Here is a 22,159-nt window from a genome sequence, read left to right on the forward strand (position 1 = left end):
GCTACTGCGCCCAGACCGGTTTGCGTTTCTGCACGAAGGCCAGCGTCCCTTCGGCACCTTCCTCGCCAGTCACCGCGGTGGCGAACTGGCGCGCGGCGTCGTCCAGCAGAGTGTCGAGGGCTTCGGTCTCGGTGGCGAGCAGCAGCGCCTTGGTGGCGGCGTTGGCGCCAGGGGCGCAGCGGCGCACCTGGTCGAGCGTCTGCGTCAGTTGTTCACCGAGGCTTTCGGCGCTGTCCGCGCAGGCGTGTACCAGGCCCAGGCGCAGCGCTTCGCGGCCATCGAAGCGGGCGGCGGTTAGGGCCAGGCGGCGCGCCTGGGTCAGGCCGATGCGCTTCACCACGAAGGGCGCGATCTGCGCCGGCAGGATGCCGAGGCTGGTTTCCGGTAGGCCGAACTGCGCGTCCGCCGCCGCCATGGCGATGTCCGAGACGCAGGCGAGGCCGAAGCCACCGCCGAGCACCGCGCCTTCCAGCACGGCGACCAGCACCTGCGGCTGTGCCTGGGCTTCTTCCAGCAGGCCGCCGAAGGCACGGTTCAGCGCCGCATGGGCTTCGGGGCCGGCGGCGCGGGCGCCGGCCATGTCCTTGATGTCGCCGCCGGCGCAGAAGTGCCCGCCGGCGCCGCGCAGGACGATGGCGCGCACGCCACGGTCGTCACGCACGGCGGCGAGCACCGCGCGCAGTTCGCCGACCATCGCCAGGCTCATGGCGTTGCGGCTGTCCGGGCGATTCAGGGTGACGTGCAGCACGCCGCCGTCACGTTCCAGCAGCAGGGTTTCGCAGTTCGGCAGGGTCATGGCGTCAGCCCTTCTTCTTGCCCGGCAGGGTACCCATCAGCTTGCAGATGATGCCCAGCATGATTTCGTCCGCGCCGCCGCCGATGGAGACCAGGCGGGTGTCGCGGTAGGCGCGGGCAATCGGGTTCTCCCACATGAAGCCCTGGCCGCCCCAGTACTGCAGGCAGGCGTCGGTGACTTCACGGGCGAGGCGGCCGACCTTGAGCTTGGCCATGGAGGCCAGGCGGGTCACGTCCTTGCCACGGATGTACTGCTCGGTGGCCTGGTAGGTGAGGGCGCGCAGGCACTCGATCTCGGTCATCAGCTCAGCCATGCGGAAGTGGATGACCTGGTTGTCGATCAGCGCCTGGCCGAAGGTCTTGCGCTCCTTGCAGTAGTCGATGGTGGCGTTGACGCAATACTCCAGGCCCTTGATCCCGCTGGCGGCGCCGAACAGGCGTTCTTCCTGGAACTGCAGCATCTGCATCATGAAGCCCGCGCCCTCGGCACCGATGCGGTTGCGCTGCGGCACGCGCACGTCGTCGAAGAACACCTGGGCGGTCTCCGAGCTGCGCATGCCGAGCTTGTCCAGGTGCGGGCTGACGCTGATGCCCTTGGACTTCATCGGCACCATGATCAGCGACTTGTTGACGTGGGGCTTGTCGTCGGAGGTGTTGGCCAGCAGGCAGATGAAATCGGCCGACGGCGAGTTGGTAATCCACATCTTGCTGCCGTTGATGACGTAGTCGTCGCCATCCTTGCGTGCGATGGTCTTCAACCCGGCGACGTCGGAGCCGGCGCCGACCTCGGAGACGCCGATGCAGCCGACCATCTCGCCGGCAATCGCCGGGCGCAGGAATTCCTCGCGCAGCTCGTCGGAGCCGAAGCGCGCCAGGGCCGGGGTACACATGTCGGTCTGCACGCCCAGGGCCATCGGCACGCCGCCGCAATGGATGGTGCCGAACTCTTCGGCGGCCACCACCGAGTAGCTGTAGTCCAGGCCCATGCCGCCGAATTTCTCCGGCTTGGAGATGCCCAGCAGACCCAGGTCGCCGGCTTTCTTGAAGACCTCGTGGATTGGGAAGCGACCGGCCTTTTCCCACTCGTCGACGTAGGGATTGATCTCCTTCTCGACGAAGTTGCGGACGGTGCGGCGGAGTTCTTCGTGTTCCTGGGTGAAGATCATTTCTTGTTCTCCGTGGGATCTTTCAATTCAGGTAGGACGAATAAAGCGGAACGCTTTATCCGCCGGCTTGGCGGATGACGCCGGGGGCGTCATGCGCCCTACGGTCAAAATCGCGCGACGCCGAAACTGTTGTTCTTCAGCGGCCGCACGGCCGCCTCCGCGCAGATGTCCAGCAGGTAGCCGAGCAGCGCGCGGGTATCGCGCGGGTCGATCAGCCCGTCGTCCCACAGGCTCGCCGTGCCATAGAGCGCTGTGGACTGGGCGTCGAGCTTCTGCGCGGTCATCTGTTCGAGCATGTCGAGCATCTTCGGGTCGGGCTCCTTGCCCTCCTTGGCGTGCTTCTCCTCGGTGACGATGCGCAGCACCTTGCCGGCCTGGGCGCCGCCCATCACGGCGGTGCGGCTGTTGGGCCAGGCGAAGATGAAGCGCGGGTCCAGCCCGCGGCCGCACATGGCGTAGTTGCCGGCACCGTAGGAGCCGCCGACGACCAGGGTGAGCTTGGGCACCGTGGCGTTGGCCACCGCCTGGATCATCTTCGAGCCATGCTTGATCACGCCCAGGCGCTCGGACTCGGTGCCGACCATGAAGCCGGTGGTGTTGTGCAGGAACAGGATCGGCGTGTTGCTCTGCTCGCACAGTTGGATGAACTGCGCCGCCTTGGCCGCGCCCTGCGGAGTGATCGGGCCGTTGTTGCCGATCAGGCCGCAGGCGTGGCCTTCGATATGCAGGTGGCCGCAGACGGTCTGGCTGTCGAACTCGTTCTTGAAGTCGAGGAAGCGCGAGCCGTCGGCGATGCGCGCGACGATCTCGCGCACGTCATAGGGCTTCTTCGCGTCCGCCGGGACCACGCCGAGCAGTTCCTCGGCCGGGTACAGCGGGGCATCCCATGCCTGCTTCGGGCGCGGCGGCAGCTGCGCGTTCCACGGCAGCGCGGCGAGGATTTCGCGGGCCAGGCGCACGCCGTCGGCGTCGTTCTCCGCCAGGTACTCGGCGGTGCCGGCGACCTGGGCATGCAGTTCGGCGCCGCCGAGTTCCTCATCGGTAGCGATTTCGCCGGTGGCGGCCTTGAGTAGCGGCGGGCCGGCGAGGAACATCTTGGCCTTGCCGCGCACCACCACCACGTAGTCCGACAGCCCCGGCTGGTAGGCGCCGCCGGCGGTGGACGAGCCGTGCACCACGGTGATCTGCGGAATGCCCGCCGCCGACATGCGCGCCTGGTTGGCGAAACCGCGCGCGCCCTCGACGAAGATGTCCGCGGCGTAGTTCAGGTTGGCGCCGCCGCTCTCGGTCAGCGCCACCACCGGCAGCTTGTTCTCCAGGGCGATCTGCTGCAGGCGCAGGGTCTTCTTCAGCCCGGTGGGGGAAATGGTGCCGCCCTTGATCGCGCTGTTGCTGGCGGTCACCAGGCAGCGCACCCCGGCGATGTAGCCGATGCCGGAGATGATGCCGCCGCCAGCCTGGGTGCCGTCCTTGTCGTCATGCAGCTTGTAGCCGGCCAGCGAGGAGATTTCGAGGAAGGGTGCACCGGGGTCCAGCAGCAGGTTCAGGCGCTCGCGCGGCAGCAGCTGGCCGCGCTTGTCGAACTTCGGCTTGGCCTCGGCGGCCTTGTCCAGCACTTTCTGTTCGACCTCGCGGAAGCTCGCCACGGCGGCCAGCATGGCCTCGCGGTTGCGGGCGAAGTCGTCGCCCTGGGCGTCGATTTCCGACTGGATCACCGGCATGGCTTACTCCTGATCCTTCAAGACATCGGGTAGATAGGCACGGTGGAAGCCATTGTAGGAACGGCTCTGCCCCGGCTTTGCCTTGGAAAGCGGGAAGGCGCGGCTGCCCTGGCTGGCGGCGCCGTCGATGCGGATGGTGTTGCCGCTGATGAACGCCGCGCCGGGGGAGAGCAGGAAGACGATGGCGGCAGAAACTTCCGATTCGGTGCCGATGCGCTTGAGTGGCACGTGCTCGCGCAGGGTCGGGATCACCGCCTTGAACGCGCCTTCGTAGGTATCCATGCCGCTGGATGCGATCCAGCCCGGCGCCACGGCGTTGACCCGCACCCCGGCGTGGCCCCACTCGATGGCGGCGGTCTTGGTGAAGTTCTCCATGCCGGCGCGGGCGGCGCCGGAATGGCCCATGCCGGGCATGCCGCCCCACATGTCGGCGAGCATGTTGACGATGCTGCCGCCGGTCTTGCTCAGGCTCTGGTTGAACACTTCGCGGGCCATCAGGAAACCGCCCACCAGGTTGGTGCGCACCACGGCTTCGAAGCCCTTCAGGTTGATCGAGGCCAGCGGCGCGGGATACTGGCCGCCAGCGTTGTTGACCAGGTGATGGATCGGCCCGCGCTCGGCGATGACCTGCGCCACCAGCGCCTTCACCGCGTCCTCGTCGCGGATGTCGCAGCTGTGCCAGCTGGCACTGCCGCCGTCCTCGATGATTTCGCCGGCGGTCTTCTCCAGCTTCTCGGCTTTGCGCCCGACCAGCACCACATGGGCGCCGAGGGCCGCCAGCTCATGGGCGGTGCAGCGGCCGATGCCGCTGCCGCCGCCGGTGACGATGATGGTCTGGCCGTCGAACAGGCCTGCCTTGAAGATCGAGTCGTAGCTCATTGTTGTTTTCGTCCTACCGGGTTTGGACCCCCACCCTGTCAAGGTGGCGCTCTAACGCTGTTCTTGTGTAGGAGCGAGCTTGCTCGCGAACCGCCTGACGTTAGTGCTTCCGGCGAAAAGCGTTCGCGAGCAAGCTCGCTCCTACAGGGTGTGGGCGTTCACTTCATCGGCGATGTGCTGCGGCACCGCCACCGGGAATTCCAGCAACTGCTGGGCGAAGGCCTTGCCTTGCGGGTCGATGCGCAGGCTGGCGACGCCGCCGCCGCCCAGGGCGTTCTCCAGCAGGAAGTTCAGGCTGTGCGTGCCCGGCAGGTGCCAGCGGCTGACGCGGCCAAGCTGCGGGTCGAGCACGTGCTGCATCCACTCGGCCACCGCGCCTTCGCTCAGCGCCTCGGCGATCCACGGCAGGTATTCGGGCCGGCGCGCCATGACGCCGATGTTGCTGTGGTTGCCTTTGTCGCCGGAGCGCGCCACGGCCAGCTTCACCAGCGGTACGCTGGCCTGGGCCGGGCCTTTCGCGGCGGCAACCGGGAGGTCGTCGGTCAGCGCTGCGGGGTCGAAGTGCTCGATGTGCGGCAGGGCGACCGGCTGGCGCTCACCGTCGATATCCACCGCCAGTTCGCAGCGGTCCTTGTCGATCAGGAAGGAGAACAGGCGGATCACCGGGTACACGGTCGGGCGACCGCCGACGATGCCGGTCAGGCCCGGCGCCATGCCGGTGGCAGCCTGGGCGATCTCGCGGGAGAACAGCACCAGGGCTTCCTTGCGGCTGTGGCGCACGGCGAGCTTCACCACGATCTCGCGGCTGTCGCCACGGCGGCCGTGCGGGCCGTAGGTGGCCTCGCTGCCGAGCAGTTCGACGCTCACCTCGCGGTACGGGTCCCAGCCGCGTTCCATGAGGATTTCCTCGGTCTTGGCAATGATTGCCTGGCTGACCCGCTCGGCCTTCTTCACCGCGTCGATGCCGGCGATCAGGCAACTGGCGGTGCAGCGGAAACCATCCGGGTAGGTGGCGCTGACCTTGTACTGCCCGGTCGGCGGCAGGCCGCGCGCGCCGCTGACGGCCACGCGGTTTTCGCCGACCTGGGCGAGCTGTACCTGGGTGAAATCGCAGACCACGTCGGGCAGCAGGTAGGCGCGCGGGTCGCCGATCTCGTAGAGCATCTGCTCGCCCACCGACAGCGGCGTCACCAGCCCGCCGGTGCCCTGCGGCTTGGTCACCACGAAGTCGCCGCTGGCCTGTACTTCGACGAGGGGGAAGCCGATGTGCTCGTAGTCCGGCACGCTTTCCCAGTCGGTGAAGTTGCCGCCGGTGCACTGCGCGCCGCATTCGATGATGTGCCCGGCCAGCGCGGCCTGGGCCAGTTTGTCGTAGTCGTTCCAGGCCCAGCCGAATTCGTGCACCAGGGCGGCGCTGACCACCGCGCTGTCCACCACGCGGCCGGTGATGACGATGTCGGCGCCAGCTTTCAGCGCCTCGACAATGCCGGGCGCGCCGAGGTAGGCGTTGACCGACACGCATATCGGCGGCAGCGGCGCGCCTGAGAACATCTCGCGGATGCCGGCTTTGGCCAGTTCGCCCAGGCGCGGCTGCAGGTTGTCGCCGTGCACCACGGCAATCTTCAGCGCCACGCCGGCCTTCTCGCAGGCGGCGGCCAGGGCGCTGGCGCAGGCCTGCGGGTTCACTCCGCCGGCGTTGCTGATCACGCGTATCCGTTTTGCGGCGATATCGCCCAGCAGGGGTGTCATCACTTCGACGAAATCGGTGGCGTAGCCTGCCTCGGGATTCTTCAGGCGGGCGCCGGCCATGATCGACATGGTGATTTCGGCGAGGTAGTCGAAGACCAGGTAATCCATCTGCGCGCCGCGCACCAGCTGGGCGGCGGCGGTGGAGGTGTCGCCCCAGAAGGCGGAGGCGCAGCCGATACGTACGGTTTTAGTCATTGTTCTGCCCGTGACGTTGGGTGATGGAACGACATTACCAAGCAAGCGCTTGGTTGAAAAGAGTGGGATTTACGACAACCCCAACCAATGGATGGCCAAGCGCTTGCTTGGTAGGTCTCCGCGGGCTTACATTTCGTCAGACAACACAAGCACTTGCGGGCGTTTCGATGAGTCGCCGCGAACAGATGAGCCGGATGGGGAGAGAGACAGCGTGGATGACCGCAAAGCCCGCGAAGTGATGCTGGAGCTGATCGGGACCGGGCAGATCACCGACCCGGAGAGCGCCCGTGGCAAGCTGCTGCAGACCGCCGCGCACCTGTTCCGCAGCAAGGGCTACGAGCGCACCACCGTGCGCGACCTGGCCGGCGCGGTGGGTATCCAGTCCGGCAGCATCTTCCATCACTTCAAGAGCAAGGATGAAATCCTCCGCTCGGTGATGGAGGAAACCATCCTCTACAACACCGCCCTGATGCGCGCCGCCCTGGCCGAGGCCACGACCCTGCGCGAACGCCTGCTGGCGCTGATCCGCTGCGAACTGCAGTCGATCACCGGCGGCACCGGCGAGGCGATGGCGGTGCTGGTCTACGAATGGCGCTCGCTGTCGGACGAGGGCCAGGCCTATATCCTCAGCCTGCGCGACATCTACGAGCAGATGTGGCTGGAAGTGCTGGAAGAGGCGCGCCTGGCGGGCTACAGCCAGGGCGACCCGTTCATCCTGCGGCGCTTCCTCACCGGGGCGCTGTCCTGGTCCATCACCTGGTACCGTCCCGACGGCAGCCTGACGCTGGATGAGCTGGCGGAGCAGGCGCTGTTGCTGGTCATGCGCGACTGAGCTACGGAGTTGGGGGAAATCGATCGCGGACGGAGTCCGCTTCTACCGAATCTGGCATATGGGTAGGAGTGGACTCCGTCCGCGATAGCTCACCGGCGGTATCGATCGGTTCAGAGAATCCGCAACGGATAGCTGAACAGCAGCAGGTGCAGGCTGTTCACCGCCGCATGCAGCAGCACCGCCACCAGCAGGCGGCCGCTGAAGTGGAAGGCCAGGCCGTAACCCAGCCCCGCGATGCCCGCGACTACCGCGAACAGTGGATTGATCGGCCAGTGCACCAGGCCGAACAGCACGCTCGACACCGCCACCCCGAACAGTGCGCCGAAGCGCCGCACCAGCTCGCTTTGCAGCAGGCCACGGAAGAAGGCTTCCTCGGTGAGCGAGATCACGCAGACGTTGACCAGCATCCACAGCCAGAAGCCCGGCGGCCATTTCGGGTTCCACACCACCAGCCCGCCGGCCACGGCCACCAGCGGCACGGCGAAGAGGGTGGTGACAATGGCGATGGCGGCGAAGTCCGGCGAGCGTTTTTCTGTCGCCACCGGCTCGCGGCGCAACCACCAGGCGAGCAGGGTGATACCGACCAGGGCCTTGTCCCAGGACAGGCGCAGGGCGTAGACAGGAGCGTCAGGGCTGAGCTGGCGCACCGGCCAGAGTGTCCATGAGATGTTGCCGGGCAACAGGTGCGCGGCCAGCGCGACGCTGACCGCCAGGCACACCAGCCACCAGAGCAGGCGTGGCATGAAATGCTCGCCGTAGAGTGTCCATACGACGTAGACGGCACCGATCAGCAACCCCACCGGCTGGACATAACCCAGCGCGAATCCGCAGAGCAACAACACGACGGGCAGCAGCGGCAGGAGCTTCCTGAGCATTCTTTCCTCCATCCAGGAGGCGCAGTCTAGGCAATTTCCACTATCGCTGGCCATCTTTGACGTCCGTTTTTGGCCGGCCGGTCAGCTACTTGCAGAGGATTTAACGCTTATCGTCGGCGTCCTTGGCGTCCATTTCGGCGTTGCGCTCATGGATGCGGCGCAACTGTTCCTCGGTGAGCGGAAGCTTCTTCGCCGTATCGCGCAGCATCAGCAGCGCCCCGACAATGGAGCCCAGGGCGAGGGCAATGATCAACCAGGCATACCAGGGCATGGTTCCGTCTCCGACAGTGGCTGTAGGTCTTAACGATACGCTGGCGGGGTGGGGTTGTCAGGCGCGGGCCGGTCGCAGATGTCTATTTCATCCACTGCATCAGCCGGAGCGCGAGGACGATGCTCAGGCACATAAAGCCGAAGGCCACCCACGCGTTCGGCCAGAGCAGCGGCATGCCGAACAGGATCAGGCTGTCGTTGCCGCCCGGTACCAGCCTGGCGCCGGCGCCCATCAGCAGTCCGCCTGCGAGGCAACGCACGATGTCGGGCCCGTGCGGCCAGCGCCGTTGCCAATTCCCGGAAAGCCAGCCGCCGAGCAACGCGCCGACGAACAGGGTCGGCAACAGCAGGCCGCGAATGCCCAGGTGCATGAAGCGGCCATCGGCCAGTTCGTTCAGCAGATCGGTGTAGTTCCATGGGCCAACCGTGACGAAGAGCCCCAGAAAGCACATGGCGATGACCAGGGTCGCCAGGTGCGCGGGCCAGGGCGCGCTGCCCAGGCGCCGCGCGCCGTGGACGAGCCAGCCGGCGCGTAGCGCCAATGGCAGCAGGACCAGTGCCGGCAGGGTCGCTGGAAGGTTCCACAGCCAGCTCGAAAGCGGCATGGGTTGGCTCTCCATCCCCGCCTCCCAACTGCGCAGTAGCAGGCAGCCGCCAAGAAATCCGAGCGGTGTGGCCAGCCAGGCCCATTGTCCGGAACCGAGCCGGGCGAGGGTGCCTAGCACGCAGCCACCGTTGAGGGCCGCGCCCAGGCCGAGGAGAACGCCGCCGGCTACAGCGCTCCAGTGCAGGGGGATGCCCATCGGCACCTGCTGCAGCAGGCCCAGCGAACGCAGGGCCACCAATCCGGCCGTCACCCAGAGCGTGGCCTCCAGCAAGGCGGCGAAGCGGGTCCAGCGGCGCTTGTGCAACACTTCCTCGATGGCGGCGACCAGGCAGGTGCCGCCACGCTGGATGGCGAACCCCATGAGCAGGGCCAGTGTCAGGCTGGGTAGTAGTGTCGGCATGGCGCCTGCGTTGTGCAAAGCCGGTCGTGCCGCCGTTTGAATGCGGCAGGCGGTTTCTGAAGAGTAGATGCCGCGTCTGGCGGTTTGTGACACGCCAATGAAGCTCCGATGAAAATTGAGCTGACCAAAGCCTGTTCGCGCCTGCCCGGCCTGGTGGTCACGCGGCTCCGCGACAACCGGGAACGCCTGGACGCTTGGGCTGGCAGAGCATTCCTGCCGGGCGGGCTACGGAAGTCGGAGCGTTTCTGCGACAATATGCGCCGATTTTTTCGCAACCTCCGAGAGAGCCCATGTCCGCCTGCCAGTCCCCGATCATCGTCGCCCTGGATTTCCCCACCCGCGAAGCCGCGCTGGCGCTGGCTGACCAGCTCGATCCCACGCTGTGCCGGGTGAAGGTGGGCAAGGAGCTGTTCACCAGCTGCGCCGCCGGTATCGTCGAGACCCTGAACAGCCGTGGCTTCGAAGTCTTCCTCGACCTGAAATTCCACGACATCCCCAACACCACGGCGATGGCCGTGCGTGCCGCCGCCGAGATGGGCGTGTGGATGGTCAACGTGCACTGCTCCGGCGGCCTGCGCATGATGAGCGCCTGCCGTGAGACCCTCGAAGCCTTCAACGGCCCGAAACCCTTGCTGATCGGCGTGACCGTGCTGACCAGCATGGAGCGCGAGGACCTGGCCGGTATCGGTCTGGACGTCGAGCCCCAGGAGCAGGTGCTGCGCCTGGCGGCGTTGGCGCAGAAGGCCGGCATGGACGGGCTGGTGTGTTCGGCCCAGGAAGCGCCAGCGCTGAAGGCCGCGCACCCCGCGCTGCAACTGGTCACCCCCGGCATCCGCCCGGCTGGCAGCGCCCAGGACGACCAGCGCCGCATCCTCACCCCGCGCCAGGCGCTGGACAATGGTTCCGACTACCTGGTGATCGGCCGCCCGATCAGCCAGGCCGCCGATCCGGGCAAGGCCCTGCGGGACATCGTCGCCAGCCTGGCCTGAATCTTTCTCCAGGCATGAAAAAGCCCGCATCAATGCGGGCTTTTTCGTTTCTGGCGGCCTGCTTTTCGTAGGAGCGAGCTTGCTCGCGAACGCTTTCATGCCGGATGCAACGGTGTCAGGTGGTTCGCGAGCAAGCTCGCTCCTACAGGTTGGGCTGGCGGTATGAACACTGCGGGTTATTCGCCCGGTGAGGAGCATCGCGGACAGAGTCCGCTCCTGCGCAAGCGTGTGGCTCCTGTAGGAGCGGACTCCGTCCGCGATCGAAGGCTGGGCGCGCTCCAGTCGGTGCTCAGCCGTTGGCCTGCGCGATCTGCGCACGGCCGACCCAGCGCTCGCGCACCACGTCGTACACCCAGTTGAAGACGACGGCGTAGGGCAGGAAGAACAGGATCAGGCCGATATCCAGGATGAAGGCTTCCAGCAGGCTCACCGACAGCCACCAGGCGGCCAGCGGTACCAGCAGGAAGATCAGCCCCAGTTCGAACAGCGAGGCGTGCAGCACGCGCACCGGCAGGGTGCGGGTGAAGCCCATGCGCTGCTGGGCACGGTCGAAGCCGGCGTTGAACAGCATGTTCCACAGGGTGGCGATGGCCGAGAACATCAGGGTCATGGCGCCCATGTGGCCGAGGGGACGATCCATCAGCCAGGCCAGGGTCGGCGCGCAGAGGGCGACCGCCAGCAGTTCGAAAAGCACGGCATGGAACAGCCGCTCTTTCAGGGTTTTGTTCGGGCTCATGGGATTCTCCAGATAACAGTTGCAGGCCGACTCCGTCGGTCCGGCGCCATTATCATCGGTCGACCGGCTGGATCTAAGTTGGATACCATCGGTTAAACCGATGGAAGAGGGCGCCTCCGATGCAATATTCCCCCGAATCCCTGCAAGCCTTCGCCGAGGCCGCGTGCCTCGGCTCCTTCAGCGCCGCCGCGCGCAAGCTGGGCAAGAGCCAGTCCACCGTCAGCGAGGCCATCGCCCGCCTGGAGATCGACCTCGGCCTCAGCCTGTTCGACCGCAGCTCCCGCCAGCCGCAACTGACCGAGGCCGGCCACGCGTTGCTCGGACGGGTGGAGGAGGTGCTGATGGCCAACGACCGCCTCGGCCAGCTCGCCCAGCAGCTCGCCGGCGGCCTGGAGTCACGGGTGACGCTGGCCATGTCCGATACCTACTCCTCGTCGCAGTTCGAAGCGCGGTTGGCGGAGATCGACGCGCGCTACCCGGACCTGGAGTTCGAATGGCTGATCGCCGAGCACGGCGATGTGCTCGACCTGGTCGTCCAGGGCCGCGCCAGCCTGGGTCTGTTGGCGGCACAGCGGGAGTATCCGCCGGACATCGGTTCGGCGACGCTGAGCGAGCAGGCCGAATTCGGCCTGTTCGTCAGCCGCGACCATCCGCTGGCCAGTCGCGAACAGGTGGAGCGGGAGGATTTGCTGGCGTATCGGGCGCTGCGCCTGAACACCTACCTGGACGACGCCGCGCCGATGCTCGGCGGGCGCTGCTGGAGCGCGCCGAACTACCTGCTGTTGCTGGACATGGCCGTGCTGGGCTTCGGCTGGATCGAATTGCCCAGCTGGATGGTGGGACGCTTCGCCGGCGGGCGTATGCACGAGCTGAAGGTCGCCGGCTGGCCGCGCCGGGTGGCGGTGGACGTGATCTGGTCGCGACAGCGCCCGACCGGGCCAGCGGCCAGTTGGCTGGTCGAGCGGCTGCTGGGACGCTAGCGTCAGTGACAGTGGAATCACGTGCTGCTTCACAGGAATGCGGACGAAATGTGTCCGGACCTATGACGGCTGGCGCGGGGCCAGTAGGATCGGAGTTTTCCTAGAGCGAGAGGTCAGGATGCGCGCCAAGCTGGAGAATTGCCTGAAGGCAGTGGATGACGTTCTGCTCGGCAAGGAGATTCAGGTCCGGCTGGCGCTCACCTGTCTCCTGGCCCGTGGCCATCTGCTCATTGAAGACCTGCCCGGCATGGGCAAGACCACCCTGAGCCATGCTCTCGCGCGGGTGCTGGGCCTGAGCTTCCAGCGCATCCAGTTCACCTCCGACCTGCTGCCCGGCGACGTGCTGGGGACCTCGGTGTTCAACCGCGAGAGCGGGCAGTTCGTCTTCCACCCGGGCCCGATCTTCGCCGAGCTGGTGCTGGCCGACGAGATCAACCGCGCCACGCCGAAGAGCCAGAGCGCGTTGCTCGAAGCGATGGAGGAAGGCCAGGTGACCATCGAGGGGGCGACCCGTCCGCTGCCCGAACCCTTCTTCGTCATCGCCACGCAGAACCCGGTGACCCAGGGTGGCACCTTCGCGCTGCCGGAGTCCCAGCTGGACCGCTTCCTCATGCGCCTGTCGCTGGGCTATCCGGGGCGTGCGGCGGAGAAGGCCTTGCTGCTGGGCGAGGCGCGCCGCGATCTGTTGCCGCGCCTGGAGCCGATGCTCGACCCGAAGGAGTTGCTGGCGCTGCAAGGCGAGGTGCTGGAGGTTCGCGCCAGCGATGCGCTGGTGGACTACGTACTGCGTCTGGTCGAGGCCACCCGCAGCCAGCCGGCGTTCGCCCTCGGCCTGTCGCCGCGCGGCAGTCTCGGGCTGCTCGCCGCCGCGCGTGCCTGGGCGCTGCTCGCCGGCCGTGACTACGCCATCCCCGAGGATGTGCAGGCGGTGCTGCCGTCGGTGGCCGGCCACCGCCTGCGCGACCAGGCCGACCCCACCGGGCACGGCGGCGGCGCGCTGGTGCAGTGGCTGCTGCGCGAAGTGCCGGCGCTCTGAGGGCTGGCCATGCTGGTCAAGGTCAGGCCGCTGTGGCAGAGCTGGATCGCCCGGCGGATTCCGCCGGCGTCATCGTTGCAACTCAACCAGCGGCGCATCTTCATCATTCCCACTCGCCAGGGCGTGGCGTTCGGCGTTGCGCTGCTGCTGATGCTGCTGACGGCGATCAATTACCAGAACAGCCTGGCCTACGGGCTGACCTTCCTGCTGCTGTCGTTGTTCATCGTCGCCATCCTGCACACCTACCGTAACCTGGGCGGACTGCGCCTGACCGCGCTGGGCGCGACGCCGGTATTCGTCGGCGAACAGCTGGGCTTCCGGGTGCGGCTGGACGCGGAAGGGCGTGCGCGCCAGGCCGTCGCCATCGGCTGGACGGCGGAGCAGTTGCACTTCGCCGACGTGCCGGCCGAGGGCGCCGAGGAGCTTCGCCTGGATGTATCGGCGCAGCGGCGCGGCTGGTTGCGGCCGGGCCGCCTGCGGGTGGAAAGCCGCTTCCCGCTCGGCCTGCTGGTGGCCTGGAGCTGGCTCGACCTGGACCAGGCCGGCCTGGTCTACCCGACTCCGCTCGCCAGCGACCTGCCGCTCGAAGGCGGCGCCGCGACAGACGAGGAGGAGGGCGTGAGGCCCAGTGGCCAGGGTGTCGATGACTTCCAGGGGCTGCGCCCGTACCAGCCCGGCGATTCGCGCCGGCGCTTGCACTGGAAGGCCTATTCCCGCGGCCAGGGCCTGTTGGTGAAGGACTTCTCCGCGCTGGCCGGACGCAATCTGTGGCTGGACTTCACGCTGCTGGGCGGCGATATCGAAGGCCGCCTTTCGCGGCTGTGCTACTGGGTGCTGCAGCTGTCGCTGCGTCAGCAGCCGTTCGGCCTGCGCCTGCCGGGCGTGCAATTGCCGGTGGCGACCGGCGACGCCCATCGGGAGGCCTGCCTGCGCGCACTCGCCCTGTTCGGGGAGCGCGCATGAGCACGCAGCCCATTCCACGGGTCGCGCTGACCTGGCTGCTGGTCGCCCAGGCGGTGGTGATCATCCCGCACCTGGAGCACCTGCCGCTGTGGATCGTCGGGCTGTGGCTGGGCTGCGCGTTCTGGCGCGTCCAGGTGTTCCGCATGCGCGCCAACTACCCCAGCGGCCTGGCCAAGCTGGCGCTGGTCGGCGCCGCCGGGCTCGGCGTGTGGTTCTCGCGCGGCTCGCTGATCGGCCTGGACGCCGGCGTGGTGCTGCTGATCGCCGCGTTCATCATCAAGCTGGTGGAACTCAAGACCCGGCGCGATGCCTGGGTGCTGATCCTGCTGGGGTTCTTCGCGGTGGTGACCAGCTACCTGTTCCAGGACGACATCCTCGCCGCCGCCTTCAGCCTGTTGCCGGTGACCGCGCTGCTGGCGGCACTGATCGGCCTGCAGCAGAGCAACTTCGCCGCCCGTCCTGGCTCGACCCTGCGCCTGGCCGGTGGCCTGCTGTTGCAGGCGCTGCCGCTGATGCTCCTGCTGTTCATGCTGTTCCCGCGCCTGGGGCCGCTGTGGTCGCTGCCGATGCCGGGCGGCAAGGCCACCACCGGCCTGAGCGATTCGATGATGCCGGGGGACATGGTGGAACTCAGCCAGTCGCCGGAACTGGCCTTCCGCGTCCGCTTCAAGGGCGAGCCGCCGCCGCGCTCGCAGCTGTACTGGCGTGCGTTGACCCTGGAGAACTTCGATGGCGAGCGCTGGACCCAGGCCTTCCAGCGTCGCGATGCGCCGACGCCGCAGTGGCAGCGCCAGGGGGTGGCACTGGAATATCAGGTAGTCATGGAGCCGAGCGACCATCCGTGGCTGTTCGTGCTCGATGTTGCGGAGAACGGAGCGAGCGACGCCCAGCTGATGAGCGACTTCCGCCTCCAGCGCCGATCCCCGGTACGCCAGAGCCTGCTCTACAACGCCATGTCCTGGCCCGGTGCTCTGCTCGAACCCAATGACAACCGCCGCGCGCTGCGCCTCAACCTGAACCTGCCGGCCGCTGGCAATCCACGGGCACGGGTCTGGGCCCGCGAGCTGCACGAGCGCTATCCGCAGCCCCGCGAGCTGGCGCAGGCGATGCTCCGGCACTTCCGCGAGCAGCCCTTCGCCTACACGCTCAAGCCGCCCGCGACCGGGCCGGAGCGCATCGACGGCTTCCTCTTCGACACCCGTGCCGGCTTCTGCGAGCACTATGCCGGCGCCATGACCTTCGTCCTGCGCGCGGCGGGGATTCCCGCGCGGGTGGTGACCGGCTACCAGGGCGGCGAGCTGAACCCCGCCGGCAACTACCTTCTGGTACATCAGTTCGATGCCCATGCCTGGGTGGAGTACTGGCAGGCGGGCAGCGGCTGGACGCGGGTCGACCCCACCGGGGCGGTATCGCCCGAGCGCATCGAACTGGGGCTGGAGCAGGCGATGAGCCGCGAGGGCAGCTTCCTCGCCGGCGATCCGTTCTCGCCGCTGCGTTACCGGGGTTTCAGCCTGCTCAATGAGCTGCGCCTGAGCTGGGACCAGATCAACTACGGCTGGCAGCGTTGGGTGCTGGGTTACCAGGGCGAGCAGCAGGGCGAACTGCTCCGTCGCTGGCTCGGCGCACCCGACAGTCCCTGGCTGGCGCTGTTCACGGTGGGTGTCGGAGCGCTGCTGCTCGCAGGCCTGGCGCTGTGGCTGTTCAAGCCCTGGCGGTACCCGCGCGATAGCCAGCTGCGCAGCTTCGAGCGCTTCGAACAGTTGCTCACACCCCACGGATTACGCCGTGATGCCGGGGAGGGACACCGCGATTTCAGCCGTCGCGCCATGCTCGCGCTGCCGGATCAAGCGGAGACGATTCGCGCCTACAGCGAAGCGTTCGAGGCGCAGCGTTATGCCGGCGCCAGCGCCGACCCCGCGGTGTTGCGCAGGCACCTGACGCGGCTGCGCAAGGCGTTGCCGTGGCGCTGGCGGCGACAGCCATGAGGCATGACACCGGTCACTTGCTGGCGGCGGCGCGCCAACTAACCTGATAACTCATCCCACCCTGCGGAGCGTGCCGTGTCCTCTTTCAGCGACTACCTGGTGACCCATCTGATCGAGCAGGAGGTCGCGCTGTTCTCCGCCTCTGCCCGTCTGAGCGCCGGTTCCGACCCCGAAGCCCTGCACGACCTGCGCATCGCCGTGCGCCGTCTGCGCAGCCTGCTGCATCCGGTGCGCGGGATGCCGGGCATCGATGAGCTGGAAGAATCGCTGGGTGAAGTGGGGCGGCTGAGCGGACCGCTGCGCGACCTGGAGGTGTTGCTGCCGGTGCTGGAGGCCGAAGGTTACGAGCAGGCCGCGGCCCTGCGCCGTCCGGCCCTGCTCTCGGGCTACATCGCGCTGCTCGCCAGCCCGCAATGGGATCGCCTGCTGATGCGTCTCGATGGCTGGCCGCAACTGTGGCGCACAGCGGACCGCCATGGCGTGCTGGGTGGCCTGCACGGCAAGGTGCGCAAACGCCTGGGCAAGGAGTGGCAGAAGTTGCGCCTGGCATTGAAGGACCCCGCGCACGACCGTCATCGCCTGCGCCTGCTGATCAAGCGGGTGCGCTATTCGCTGGAGGCCTATCCGGAGGAGTCGGCGGTGCCGCAGCGCCTGCTCGCTCCGCTGAAGGATGCGCAGACGGCCCTGGGCGAGTGGCACGACTATGAACAGTGGCTGATCCGCAGCGAGCGGGAGTTGGACCTGATGCCGCTGCAACCGCACTGGAATGCCCGCCACGATCTCGCCGAGCGCGACGCCGACGAGAGTCTCGATGCGCTGCTGAAGGCGCTCGGCTGACACCATAGAGCGCATTGATGGCACGCCATTTGTTCCGGAGCGAACAACGCTTTGGATGGTGTGCTCGCGCCGGCGGCCGGCCTAAGATCGCGGCCGAATCCTGGTAATGGAAGCGATCCATGACATTCACCGAAATGCTACAGGCGGTGCGCGCCGCACCGCGCAGCGTGGTCATTCCGACGAGTTGGGCACAGGGGCGGGCGAGCTTCGGCGGACTGGTGGCCGCGGCGGCCTATGAGGCGATGCGTGCTGTGACCCGCGAAGGGCGGCCGGTGCGCTCGTTGGCGATCACCTTCGTGGGGCCGGTCGAGGTGGAAACGCCGGTGAGTTTCGAGGCCGAGGCGCTGCGCGAGGGCAAGTCGGTGAGCCAGGTGTTTTGCCGCGCGGTGCAGGACGGTCAGGTGGTGGCGCTGGTGCAGGGCAGCTTCGGCGAACCGCGCAGTTCCAGTGTCGAGGTGGAGAACCTGCCCGCGCCCGACTTCCGTGAGCCCGAGCACTGCCAGGAACTGCCGTTCATTCGCAAGCTGATGCCGGCCTTCACCCAGCACATCGCAATGCGCTGGGCGCGCGGGCACATGCCGTTCTCGTCCAGTCGCGAGGTCGAAATGGGCGGCTGGATGCGTTTTCGCGGTGACGGCAAGGGCGATGCTTCACTGGAGGTGTCGCACCTGCTGGCGCTGATCGACGCCTGGCCACCAGCGACCTTGCCTCACCTGAAGAGCCCGGCGCCGTCCAGCTCGCTGACCTGGACTGTGGAATTCATCCAGCCGCAGCCGGACTTGCCGGTCGATGGCTGGTGCCAGTACCGGGCGACCATCGAACACGCGCGCGACGGCTACGGCCACATCGCCGCGCATTGCTGGGGACCGGACGGCCGCCTGCTGGCGATCAGCCGGCAGACAGCGACCATCTTCGGCTAGCCCGGCGCCTGCTCGGTGCGGTTGCGGCCGCCGGCCTTGGCCCGGTAGAGGGCACGGTCGGCGCGGGCCAGCAGGTCCTCCAGGCGCACTTCGCCGGGCAGGCACTCGGCCACGCCGATGCTCATCGTCAGGCGCAGGCGGCTGTTGTCTTCGGTGCTGAAGGACAGCGCCTGCACGGCATTGCGCAACCGTTCGGCGACTTGCAGTGCCTGCTCTGGAGCGGTTTCCGGGAGGATCGCGGCGAACTCCTCGCCGCCCAGCCGGCCGAGCAGGTCGATCTCGCGCAGGCCCTGGCTCAGTTCGCCGGCCACGGCCTTGAGCACCGCATCGCCGAAGGCGTGGCCGTAGGTGTCGTTGATCCGCTTGAAGTGATCGATGTCGAGCATCAGCGCCGAGCACCGGCGCTGATGGCGCTGGGCGCTCTTGAGCAGGCTGACGCCACGTTTGACGAAGGCATGGCGGTTCTGCAGACCGGTCAGCGGGTCGGTGCTGGCGAGCAGGCGCAGCTCCTGTTCCAGCGTCTTGCGCTGCTGGATGTCGAAGCTCCACACCAGTGAAGCGGCCTGTCCGTCGATATCCAGCCGCCTTGCCCAGACCACCGCCCAGTAAGGGGGATTGCCGGCCAGCCGGGTTTCCCAGCCATTGAGTTGCCCGAACTCGTCCAGCGCCAGGCGGAAGCGACTTTCTTCGTCGGGGTCGTCGAACAGCCGGGCGAGGTTGAAGCGCTCGTCGTCCGTGCCCGTGCGTTGCAGCAGGCCGGGGCTGACGTAATGGGCGTGGCCGTCATGGTCGTTGAGCAGCGCCACGTCGCTGGGGCTGGTATCGAGGATGTAGCGCAGCAGCGCCTTGCGTTCGCTCAGCTCCTGGGTGCGTTCTTCCACGCGCCTTTCCAGGGAGTGGTTGAGTTCGTTGAGGCGCTGGGTGAGCCGCTGCCGGCGCCGGGAATTGGCAATGACCTGCCGGGTCAACAGCACGCAGCACAGGCCCAGGCCGGCGAGCACCCAGGCGAGCAGGTTGAAGGCGTGTTGCAGATCCTGGCGCTCTTCGTCGAGCTGGTTGGTCAGGGCAATGTGGGTGGCGACGATGAGGTCGTGAGCGGGGCCGAGCAGCGCTGGCAACTGGCGCTGCATCTCCTGCGCGATCGTCCGCGCCGCTGCGGGTTGCCCCCAGGGCGCGCGCCTGGCCCAGTCGGTGCTGAGCCGGTCGAGCTGCCCGAGTGTTTCGCCGACTTCCGGGCGCGGCTCGGCGAGGTGCTGGAACACCCGGGTCGTGCGCAGCGGCGCCAGCAGGCTGACCAGGACTTCGATGCGGGTGGCGAGGGCGTCGCTGTCCGCGCGTCCGTCCAGCAGCGCCTGGGCGGTGTCCAGCGAGCGCTCCAGTTCGGCGCGCACCTGATAGGCCTGCCACAGCTCGCTGTGGGCGTCGGGGTGCGCCAGTTGCCGGGCATGCTGGTTGACCAGCAGGAGGGCGGCAAAGGCACCCAGGGTGAGGACTGCGATCAGGCTGCAGAGGACGACGAAAGTCAGGCGGCGCCAGCGACGCCCGGGAGGCTGAGGGGGCAAGGCGATCACTCCAGGGTAATGCGGCTGACCTGCCAGACGGTTCGGTTGAAGTAGACCTGGGTGCGCAGCTCCGGATGCTTCACCAGCGGATAGATGATGAACAGGGGGCCGCGCTCGCTGATGCCGATGTAATGGTCATCGCGGCGATAGGCGAGGATCGGCTGGTAGGTGTCCAGATCGCTCAGGGGGATCAGCGCGGAGTAGTCGTTCAGGGCATCGACGCGCAGGCGTTTCGATCGGCCGAGCTCGGCGCCATCGAACAGTTGGTTGAGCGGGACGCCTTGCCAGCGGGAAATGCGCTCTTCCGCGGGAAGCATGGCGGCGTAGGTCTGCGGTGGGAGGCGTTGCAGATCCGCCAGGCTCAGGCGCCGGGCGGCCTCGGGGCGGTCGGCAATCGCCAGGCTGAGGACATTACGCTCGAGGGGCGGGGATGCGGACGGACTCGCCGCCACCTGGCTGCCAATAAGTAGGCAGACTAAAAAGCCAAAAAAATGACGAACAACCGACATTTCGACCGCTCACGACGTAATTTCGACGATTATAGCGGCGAATACCCCTATGACTTGAATGGCCGAAATGCCGCTCGTCGTCAGCGCCGCCGATTTTTCCAGGCGCGCCACCAGCCGCCGCTGAGTACGAAGCGGGGAAAGGTGATGAATTGTTCGGCGAGCAGCCGGCCAATGGCATCCTGGCGGTCTGCGAAGGGTTCCGGCGGCTGTTCTTCGAGCTTGTGGCCGCGCCCCTGGATCGCCAGGGAGGCGACGATGCCGATCACGCCCAGGGCGACGCCGCTCAGGTGCAGGCGCAGCAGGGCGCTGACCAGAATCACCGCGGCGAGGATGAACAGCGGAACGGCGAGGATGTGCAGTGCCAGGTTGGTGGGATTGCGGTGGTTGGCCGCATAGCCCCGCCATTGCCAGGCGAGCAGGTTGGGATGACGTTTGGCCATGGGCGGACTCCTGTGCGATATAGGCCCGCCGCGGGCGGCGGGCATCTACCGGAAGTCTAGGTCGTGGCCGAAAAGGGCAGCCAATGGGCGCTGGCTATGCGCCTGATAGGGCTTACAGGCGCAGTTGGCGGATCGCGCGGCTGAGTTCGCCGGCCAGGTCCGCCAGCTGATGGCTGGTGCCGGCGGAGTCCACGGTCTGCTGCACGGTGAGCTCGGTAACGTCGCGGATGCCCACCACCGAGCGGGTCATTTCCTCGGCGACCTGGCTCTGCTGCTCGGCAGCCACGGCAATCTGCGTATTGCTCTCGCGCATCTGTGCCACGGCGGCGGCGATGGCGGCCAGGGCTTCACCGGCTTCACGGGCTTCCTCGACGCAGCCGTCGGCCTTGATCGAGCTTTCCTGCATGAACTCCACGGCGTCGCGGGTGCCGGACTGCAAGGCGGTGATCATCTGAGTGATCTCGTCGGTGGAGTCCTGCACGCGTTTGGCCAGGTTGCGCACCTCATCGGCCACCACGGCAAAGCCGCGGCCCATCTCGCCGGCGCGGGCGGCTTCGATGGCCGCGTTCAGGGCGAGCAGGTTGGTCTGCTCGGCGATGCCGTGGATCACGCTGACCACGCTGCTGATCTTGTGGCTGTCCTGTGCCAGCTGCTGGATCATCTCGGCGGTCTGCTGCACGCCCTGGGACAGGCCGGCGATGGACTGGCCGACGCGGCCGACCACCTGTTGGCCGTTGCCCGCCAGGCGATCGGCTTCCTGCGACTGGTCTCGGGTGTCGGCGGCGTGCTGGGCGATGTGGTGGACGGTGGTGGACATCTCGTTGATGGCGGTGGCGGCCTGGTCGGTCTCGCTCTGCTGGCCGAGCATGCCCTGGCGCACCTGGCCCATGGTGTTGGCAAGGCTGCGCGCGCCTTCGTCGAGACGCCCGGCAGCCTGGGCGACGGTGCCGACGACGCGCTGGTAGCCGCCCTGCATGGCATTGAAGGCAGTGGCCATCTGCCCGACCTCGTCGCGGCTTTCCAGCGGCACGCGGGCGGACAGGTCGCCGCTCTTTTCCACGTGCAGCATCACGTCGCGCAGGGTCAGCAGGTGGGTAAGGATGAAGCGGATCAGCAACTGCGAGGCGGCCAGCAGCGCGAGCATCAGAATCAGCACGGCGCCGGCGTAGGGCAGGGCGCGAACCTCGAAGACATCCCAGAAGTCGGCGCCGGTTGCCAGTACGGCGACCCGTTGGCCATTGCCGAGGTCCTGCACGTAGGCGCCGGCCAGTGCACCGGCACGGCTCCGGGCGCCCTGCAGGTCGACCCAGCCATTGGCGCGGGAGAGGGCGGAGCCGTCGATACCGGCAATCTGCGGTGCGCTGCCGGCGGCAAAGCCGACGAGGTTGGCGGAGGACGGCAGCGGCGTACCCGCCGGCCAGCTCTTGAGCAACTGGGCCTGGGCCTCGGCACCCTGGCGTGCCTGCTGGTTGCGGGCGTCGAGTTCCTGGTGCATGGCGAACAGCACCAGCAGCAGGGTGGTGACGAAGGCGACCGCGTTTACGGCCCAAAATTTGTATTTGAGGGAAATGTCGCGGATCCAGGCGGCCATGGTTGTCTTCTTGTCGGTCGAATGATGGCAAGGTGCCGCCATTGTCATGAAAAGGATGAAGGCTGGCCATTGATGGGGATCAAGCCGCCTTCCACACCCGGGTTAGCGGCCGATGGACGGTT

At 67.4% G+C, this 22,159-nt stretch carries 21 protein-coding genes; 8 read left to right on the forward strand and 13 right to left on the reverse strand.

Features of this window, described 5'->3' with window-relative positions:
• Position 1: 1 nt before the first annotated feature.
• From atuE to J5M67_RS06355, 5 genes are all read right to left on the reverse strand, one after another.
• The gene (gene atuE, locus J5M67_RS06335) at positions 2-796 is read right to left on the reverse strand and encodes an isohexenylglutaconyl-CoA hydratase (protein WP_207884469.1); all 795 of its coding nucleotides are present in this window, start codon (positions 794-796) and stop codon (positions 2-4) included.
• Positions 797-800: 4 nt separating this feature from the next.
• Entirely contained in the window at positions 801-1,961 is a 1,161-nt protein-coding gene (gene atuD / locus J5M67_RS06340; RefSeq protein ID WP_207884470.1) for a citronellyl-CoA dehydrogenase, read from the reverse strand.
• 104 nt (positions 1,962-2,065) lie between these two features.
• The gene (gene atuC / locus J5M67_RS06345; RefSeq protein WP_207884471.1) at positions 2,066-3,682 is read right to left on the reverse strand and encodes a geranyl-CoA carboxylase subunit beta; all 1,617 of its coding nucleotides are present in this window, start codon (positions 3,680-3,682) and stop codon (positions 2,066-2,068) included.
• A 3-nt stretch (positions 3,683-3,685) separates the two neighbouring features.
• The gene (locus J5M67_RS06350; protein WP_207884472.1) at positions 3,686-4,561 is read right to left on the reverse strand and encodes an SDR family oxidoreductase; all 876 of its coding nucleotides are present in this window, start codon (positions 4,559-4,561) and stop codon (positions 3,686-3,688) included.
• A gap of 141 nt (positions 4,562-4,702) precedes the next feature.
• Positions 4,703-6,505 carry an acyclic terpene utilization AtuA family protein gene (locus J5M67_RS06355; protein WP_207884473.1) on the reverse strand — a complete coding sequence of 601 codons (1,803 nt, stop codon included), beginning with the start codon at positions 6,503-6,505 and terminating at the stop codon, positions 4,703-4,705.
• 211 nt (positions 6,506-6,716) lie between these two features.
• Between J5M67_RS06355 and J5M67_RS06360 the strand changes: the two genes are divergently transcribed.
• The gene (locus J5M67_RS06360; RefSeq protein WP_207884474.1) at positions 6,717-7,337 is read left to right on the forward strand and encodes a TetR/AcrR family transcriptional regulator; all 621 of its coding nucleotides are present in this window, start codon (positions 6,717-6,719) and stop codon (positions 7,335-7,337) included.
• 110 nt (positions 7,338-7,447) lie between these two features.
• Here J5M67_RS06360 and J5M67_RS06365 read toward each other — a convergent pair whose 3' ends face one another.
• From J5M67_RS06365 to J5M67_RS06375, 3 genes are all read right to left on the reverse strand, one after another.
• A complete protein-coding gene (locus tag J5M67_RS06365) occupies positions 7,448-8,212 on the reverse strand; it encodes a CPBP family intramembrane glutamic endopeptidase (protein ID WP_207884475.1) in 765 nt (254 codons plus the stop codon).
• Positions 8,213-8,312: 100 nt separating this feature from the next.
• The gene (locus J5M67_RS06370; protein WP_207884476.1) at positions 8,313-8,483 is read right to left on the reverse strand and encodes a DUF2897 family protein; all 171 of its coding nucleotides are present in this window, start codon (positions 8,481-8,483) and stop codon (positions 8,313-8,315) included.
• A gap of 82 nt (positions 8,484-8,565) precedes the next feature.
• The gene (locus tag J5M67_RS06375; RefSeq protein ID WP_207884477.1) at positions 8,566-9,489 is read right to left on the reverse strand and encodes a YeeE/YedE thiosulfate transporter family protein; all 924 of its coding nucleotides are present in this window, start codon (positions 9,487-9,489) and stop codon (positions 8,566-8,568) included.
• Positions 9,490-9,779: 290 nt separating this feature from the next.
• Here J5M67_RS06375 and pyrF point away from each other — a divergent pair, with 290 nt between their 5' ends.
• The gene (gene pyrF / locus J5M67_RS06380) at positions 9,780-10,478 is read left to right on the forward strand and encodes an orotidine-5'-phosphate decarboxylase (RefSeq protein ID WP_207884478.1); all 699 of its coding nucleotides are present in this window, start codon (positions 9,780-9,782) and stop codon (positions 10,476-10,478) included.
• Between the two features lie 289 nt (positions 10,479-10,767).
• Here the strand turns inward: pyrF and J5M67_RS06385 are convergent, their stop codons facing one another.
• Complete coding sequence (locus J5M67_RS06385; protein ID WP_207884479.1) at positions 10,768-11,214, reverse strand: multidrug/biocide efflux PACE transporter; 447 nt, start codon at positions 11,212-11,214, stop codon at positions 10,768-10,770.
• Between the two features lie 119 nt (positions 11,215-11,333).
• Here J5M67_RS06385 and J5M67_RS06390 point away from each other — a divergent pair, with 119 nt between their 5' ends.
• The 6 genes from J5M67_RS06390 (at position 11,334) to J5M67_RS06415 (ending at position 17,935) form a co-directional block, all read left to right on the forward strand.
• Positions 11,334-12,194 (forward strand): LysR family transcriptional regulator, encoded by an 861-nt coding sequence (locus J5M67_RS06390; RefSeq protein WP_207884480.1) that lies wholly within the window; start codon positions 11,334-11,336, stop codon positions 12,192-12,194.
• Between the two features lie 118 nt (positions 12,195-12,312).
• The gene (locus J5M67_RS06395; RefSeq protein WP_207884481.1) at positions 12,313-13,230 is read left to right on the forward strand and encodes a MoxR family ATPase; all 918 of its coding nucleotides are present in this window, start codon (positions 12,313-12,315) and stop codon (positions 13,228-13,230) included.
• 9 nt (positions 13,231-13,239) lie between these two features.
• Positions 13,240-14,193 carry a DUF58 domain-containing protein gene (locus tag J5M67_RS06400; RefSeq protein WP_207884482.1) on the forward strand — a complete coding sequence of 318 codons (954 nt, stop codon included), beginning with the start codon at positions 13,240-13,242 and terminating at the stop codon, positions 14,191-14,193.
• The gene (locus J5M67_RS06405) at positions 14,190-16,178 is read left to right on the forward strand and encodes a DUF3488 and transglutaminase-like domain-containing protein (protein ID WP_207884483.1); all 1,989 of its coding nucleotides are present in this window, start codon (positions 14,190-14,192) and stop codon (positions 16,176-16,178) included. The genes J5M67_RS06400 and J5M67_RS06405 overlap by 4 nt, the downstream gene beginning before the upstream one ends.
• A 75-nt stretch (positions 16,179-16,253) precedes the next feature.
• Positions 16,254-17,015, forward strand: a complete 762-nt coding sequence (locus J5M67_RS06410) for a CHAD domain-containing protein (RefSeq protein WP_207884484.1) — start codon at positions 16,254-16,256, stop codon at positions 17,013-17,015.
• 119 nt (positions 17,016-17,134) lie between these two features.
• On the forward strand, positions 17,135-17,935 hold the full coding sequence (locus tag J5M67_RS06415; RefSeq protein WP_207884485.1) for an acyl-CoA thioesterase II: 801 nt from the start codon (positions 17,135-17,137) through the stop codon (positions 17,933-17,935).
• Here J5M67_RS06415 and J5M67_RS06420 read toward each other — a convergent pair.
• From J5M67_RS06420 to J5M67_RS06435, 4 genes are all read right to left on the reverse strand, one after another.
• Positions 17,932-19,497, reverse strand: a complete 1,566-nt coding sequence (locus tag J5M67_RS06420) for a diguanylate cyclase (RefSeq protein ID WP_243434521.1) — start codon at positions 19,495-19,497, stop codon at positions 17,932-17,934. The two genes, J5M67_RS06415 and J5M67_RS06420, sit on opposite strands and share 4 nt — an antisense overlap.
• A 5-nt stretch (positions 19,498-19,502) precedes the next feature.
• Positions 19,503-19,949 (reverse strand): oxidoreductase, encoded by a 447-nt coding sequence (locus J5M67_RS06425; protein ID WP_368735920.1) that lies wholly within the window; start codon positions 19,947-19,949, stop codon positions 19,503-19,505.
• A 137-nt stretch (positions 19,950-20,086) separates the two neighbouring features.
• Entirely contained in the window at positions 20,087-20,446 is a 360-nt protein-coding gene (locus J5M67_RS06430; protein ID WP_207884486.1) for an Mpo1-like protein, read from the reverse strand.
• Positions 20,447-20,558: 112 nt separating this feature from the next.
• Complete coding sequence (locus J5M67_RS06435; RefSeq protein ID WP_207884487.1) at positions 20,559-22,037, reverse strand: methyl-accepting chemotaxis protein; 1,479 nt, start codon at positions 22,035-22,037, stop codon at positions 20,559-20,561.
• Positions 22,038-22,159: the final 122 nt, after the last annotated feature.

The sequence above is a fragment of the Pseudomonas sp. 30_B genome (genome assembly GCF_017491605.1).
Taxonomy (GTDB): Bacteria; Pseudomonadota; Gammaproteobacteria; order Pseudomonadales; family Pseudomonadaceae; genus Pseudomonas.